The organism is Leptotrichia trevisanii DSM 22070 (genome assembly GCF_000482505.1).
In the GTDB taxonomy this organism is placed as follows: domain Bacteria; phylum Fusobacteriota; class Fusobacteriia; order Fusobacteriales; family Leptotrichiaceae; genus Leptotrichia; species Leptotrichia trevisanii.
In genome coordinates, this window is sequence record NZ_AXVL01000067.1 from 1 (window position 1) to 4413 (window position 4413).

A 4413-nucleotide genomic window follows, 5' to 3' on the forward strand; every position below is an offset into this window, starting at 1 on the left:
AGGAGGAATAATGACAATAAGAGAACAGCTTGAAGCTGAAATGGATCAAGAAGAAATTAAGGAAATGGAGGAAAATAGCATTGATGACAACAAAGGATATGATGAAATGGATGATTTTGATACTGACATCAATTTGGATTCAGATTGAAGTAATTAGAGTTAAAGGGCATTGGATAGCAGGAGGCAATGTGGTATTTCCGTTTTTGGTGGCTATGCTGATGTGGTGGTGTCCTAGAATAATTAAGGATTTTAAAGGAGGATTATGGAATACAAAGAAATAAGTTATAAGAATGAAGATGAATGGCACAGCATAAGGCGAAAGCACATTGGAGGAAGCGATGTGAGTGTCATAATGGGTTATAATGAATACAAAAATCCCGTAACTTTATGGGAAGAAAAAACAGGTAGACGTAAACAGGAAGATTTAAGCAACAACGAGGCAATACAACGTGGCAAATTGAGTGAAAATCTACTTATAGAACACTTCAAAATCAATAACCCCGGTTATACTGTGAGTAAACTTGAAAAAACGCTTGAGAGCCTTAAATTCAGTTTTATGAGTGCCAATCTTGACGGAACACTAAAAAATGAAATAGGAGAAATGGGAGTTCTGGAAATTAAGACGGCAACGTGCCATTCATATCAAATTTACAAAGATAAATGGCAAAACGATATTCCAATTGAGTATTATCTGCAAATCCAGCATTATCTGTATGTAACTGGATGGAAATATGCGATATTGTATGCTGATATAAAATTAGCTTTTGCAGATAATAAACACGAAATTAAGCAATATTTCATTGAACGTGACGAAGAAGATATTGAGTTGATAAAGCAAAAAGAAATTGAATTTAACAGTTTCATAGTCAATGACATTAAACCGCCGTTGACAATAAAATTAGCAGTATAGGAGGATAAGATGAGTGAAACACAAACATTGGAATTGGTAATTAAAAAAATTACTCCAGCACAAGTTGAAAGTAATATTGAACAGCTGGATACATATATGTCAAATGTTACAGAGCATTACAAAAATTGGATTGTAACAGAGGATAGCTTAAAAGAAGCCGCAACAGAAAGAACAAAATTAAATAAACTTGAAAAAAATCTTGCTGAATTTAGAAAAAGAGTTCAGGAAGAAGGACTAAAAGATATTAACGCTTTTATTCAAAAATTAAAAGATTCGGAAAAAGAAGTAAAAACATTGTTAAATAACATCAAAACACAGATTGATGAATTTGAAGAAAAACAACGGGAAGAAAAACAAAAAGAAATACAGAAAAAAATTAACGGAATGTTCGTAACAAATGAAAATTTAAAACAGTTCGTTGTGCAGAATCCGAAATGGAAAAATAAAACTTTTACTATAAATAAAATAGAATCTGAATTATCCGAGCAACTAGAAAATTTGGTAAACAAGAAGCAGTTTATCGAAAACGAATTAGAAAAAGCTAATAAGGGAATTGAATTTAAAATAGTTTTTGAAGCTGTACAATTTTTAATGAACTCAGAATATTCAGAAATAGTTAAGGAGATCGAGAAAAAGAGAAACGAAACTAAAAAAACTGAGGAAAATTTAAGACAGAAAGCCGAAGAAGAAAAACAAAGAGAATTGGCTGAACTTGAAGCAAAAAAAGAACGAGAAAAAGAAGAAGCAATTAGGGCTGCACAACAACAAAACAATGAAGTCGAAAAAACTAGGAAAACAGTCGTAAACGGTAAGTATTACGATATTACGTTAAGATTTCCAAAAGCTCCAAGCCAATTTCTGAAAGACTTTAAAAAATTGGTGGATAGTTACGGATTGGAATATATAAAAATAGAAAGCAAACAAATTTAGGAGGATATAAAAATGGGAAGACTAGGAAATGAAAAACACAAAAATGATGATAAGGTAATGAATTTTAAAGTAGGAAATGATAATGTGCAACTAAGTATAAATCTTGTTAAAAGATATTTATCGGGAGATAATCCAAATGTTACAGAATCTGAAATAATGTACTTTATGAAACTTTGTAAAGCAAGAGGACTTAATCCTTATATAAGGGACGCATATTTAATAAAATATGGAAACCAACCAGCTGCAATTATAGTGGCAAAAGATGCTGTCGAAAAAAGGGCAATACAAAATCCAAAATACGACGGTAAAGAAGTAGGGATATATGTAGAAAATAAAGAAACCGGGGAATTAATAAAACGTGAAGGCTCTATACTTAGAAAAAATAAAGAGGAGTTAGTTGGGGCTTGGTGTACAGTTTACAGAAAAGATTGGAAATATCCGATTACAAAAGAAGTTAATTTTGACGAATACATACAAAAGAAAAAGGACGGAACGCCTAACACAAACTGGGAAAATCGTCCAGTTACAATGATAACAAAAGTAGCTATTGTACAAGCATTACGTGAAGCGTTTATTGAAGAATTAAGCGGAATGTATGAAGCAGAAGAAATGGGTGTGAATGAAAGCGAATTAGATAATACACCGATTCAAGTAGATGAAAATGAAACTTATGATAAAAGCGATATTGATGACGCTGAAATTGTTGAAGAAAATGATGATAGCGGAGATCCGTTTTAAAAAAGCAAGGATTAATTGAGGGTGCTTTTAAACAAAACAGGAGGATTAAAATGAAATATGTGCTAAAAATTGAAACCGATAATTTAGATATATATAAACACATCTGCAAAGTTTTAGGGGTGGATGTAGAAGAAGACTTAATGAAACTAGGAGACGAAGAAAGCATATTCGAACAAGAAATATCTATAACAGGAAAGGGAAAATCGGAATGATAAAACACGCCGAAATTTACAAAATAAAAATTGAGAATGAAATAAGATTTATAACAAAAGTGTATATCGACAGAGAAGAAATACAAGAAGAAAGTTTTAGCAGTCCAACTTTTGAAGAGACTGCTAAACACATATTGAAAGATTGCGTTATATCGAATTATTTTGATATGACGGAAATATAAATTGTAAAGTAAAAGGTGATAAAAATATGATTTTAGAAAATGAAATATATCTTGTCGATGAAACGGCAAGGTATTTTAAAATAAATGAAGATTCAGTAAGAAAACTTATTAAAGAGGGAAAATTAAAAGCATTTAAATTAGGAAAAGGGTACAGAATCACAGGGGAATCAATATTAAATCTAGTAAAAGAAAACACAGGTGGTTAAAATGGCTAAAAACATTAGATTCAAAAACAACAAATACTATTTTAGAACTTATGTGACGTTAGAATCAGGAGAACGCAAGCAAATTGAACGTGTAGGCGGAAAAACTGAAAAAGAAGCTGAACGTGCTTTAATGAAATTTGAATTGGAACACGAAGGAAAATATTTAAGAGTAAACAGTAAAATGTGTTTGTTTGATTTTTTAGATAGGTTTGTTGAGGAATATTCAGTGAACTGGAACGGAAACTCTTTGAAAACTAATAAAGGTTATTTAAGATTCGTTAAGAGAAATTTCAATAACATTCCCTTGAATAAAACAAATACTTATATAATGCAACAAGAATTTAATAAAATATCAAAAAAAGATTATGTACAAAATTATATCAGAAATATAAAGATGTTTTTAAACCGTGCATTCAAGTATGCTATAAAAACTATGAAAATTCTTAATGAAAACCCATTAGAAGATATAACAGTAAAAGGGAAAATAAGTGTTCCGAATAGGGCATTTACGTTAGAAGAGCTAAAAAAAATTAAAGAGTTTCTTTTTAATCATAAAAATAAAAGATACTATCACTTATTTATTATTTTATTAAATACAGGGGCTAGAATAGGAGAAATAATGGCTTTAGAATGGAAAGATGTTGATTTTAAAAATAGTAAAATCTCAATAAAAAAATCATTGTATTATGATAATAGTGGACTAGCACACTTGAATAAAATTCCTAAAAATAAACATAGTATCAGAGATATTTATGTGAATAGTGAAACGATGGAAATATTTAAAGAAAAATTAGAAATTTACAACAACAACAAGAATGAATTTAAAAATTATTTTAAAGATGATGGATTCGTATTTTCGAGAAGTGACGGATCATTAGAAAAACAAGGTTGCTCAGCTTATTTTTCCGAATTAATCAAACGAAAAGTTGATATCACCAGTCCTACTCATTCTTTAAGACATACTCACGCAACTTTTTTGGTAGAAGCTGGTTATGATCCCAAAAGTATTCAATTAAGAATGGGGCATAAAGATTTGAAAACAACCCTAAATATTTACACACATATTTCGGTGGAGCAAAGAAAACAATTAGGAACTAATATAAATTTTTTTACAAAAAAATAGCCCTTAATTTTTAAAAAAAGGGCTATTTAAGGGAAAAAATCAAAAAAAGAATTTTTGAAAGTTAATTTTACTGCTTTTTCTTAAACAAGTATTATATTTTACAAAAATATTA

The 4413-nt window shown here is 29.8% G+C and carries 8 protein-coding genes; all 8 read left to right on the forward strand.

What is annotated here, in order from left to right; genetic code table 11:
* Window positions 1-83: 83 nt before the first annotated feature.
* From K324_RS15830 to K324_RS0109305, 8 genes are read left to right on the forward strand one after another with little or no spacing between them, the layout of a single operon-like run.
* On the forward strand, window positions 84-281 hold the full coding sequence (locus K324_RS15830) for a hypothetical protein (RefSeq protein ID WP_156906987.1): 198 nt from the start codon (window positions 84-86) through the stop codon (window positions 279-281).
* A complete protein-coding gene (locus K324_RS14745) occupies window positions 263-910 on the forward strand; it encodes a YqaJ viral recombinase family nuclease (RefSeq protein ID WP_051354437.1) in 648 nt (215 codons plus the stop codon). The genes K324_RS15830 and K324_RS14745 overlap by 19 nt, the downstream gene beginning before the upstream one ends.
* A 9-nt stretch (window positions 911-919) precedes the next feature.
* Window positions 920-1840 carry a DUF1351 domain-containing protein gene (locus K324_RS0109280; RefSeq protein ID WP_026748892.1) on the forward strand — a complete coding sequence of 307 codons (921 nt, stop codon included), beginning with the start codon at window positions 920-922 and terminating at the stop codon, window positions 1838-1840.
* Window positions 1841-1852: 12 nt separating this feature from the next.
* On the forward strand, window positions 1853-2578 hold the full coding sequence (gene bet, locus K324_RS0109285; protein WP_026748893.1) for a phage recombination protein Bet: 726 nt from the start codon (window positions 1853-1855) through the stop codon (window positions 2576-2578).
* 50 nt (window positions 2579-2628) lie between these two features.
* On the forward strand, window positions 2629-2790 hold the full coding sequence (locus K324_RS16075; protein ID WP_169720578.1) for a hypothetical protein: 162 nt from the start codon (window positions 2629-2631) through the stop codon (window positions 2788-2790).
* The gene (locus K324_RS0109295) at window positions 2787-2972 is read left to right on the forward strand and encodes a hypothetical protein (protein ID WP_026748894.1); all 186 of its coding nucleotides are present in this window, start codon (window positions 2787-2789) and stop codon (window positions 2970-2972) included. The genes K324_RS16075 and K324_RS0109295 overlap by 4 nt, the downstream gene beginning before the upstream one ends.
* Window positions 2973-2998: 26 nt before the next feature.
* Complete coding sequence (locus K324_RS0109300) at window positions 2999-3178, forward strand: helix-turn-helix domain-containing protein (protein WP_026748895.1); 180 nt, start codon at window positions 2999-3001, stop codon at window positions 3176-3178.
* A gap of 1 nt (window position 3179) precedes the next feature.
* Window positions 3180-4301: a tyrosine-type recombinase/integrase gene (locus K324_RS0109305; protein WP_026748896.1), complete on the forward strand. Its 1122-nt coding sequence runs from the start codon at window positions 3180-3182 to the stop codon at window positions 4299-4301.
* Window positions 4302-4413: the final 112 nt, after the last annotated feature.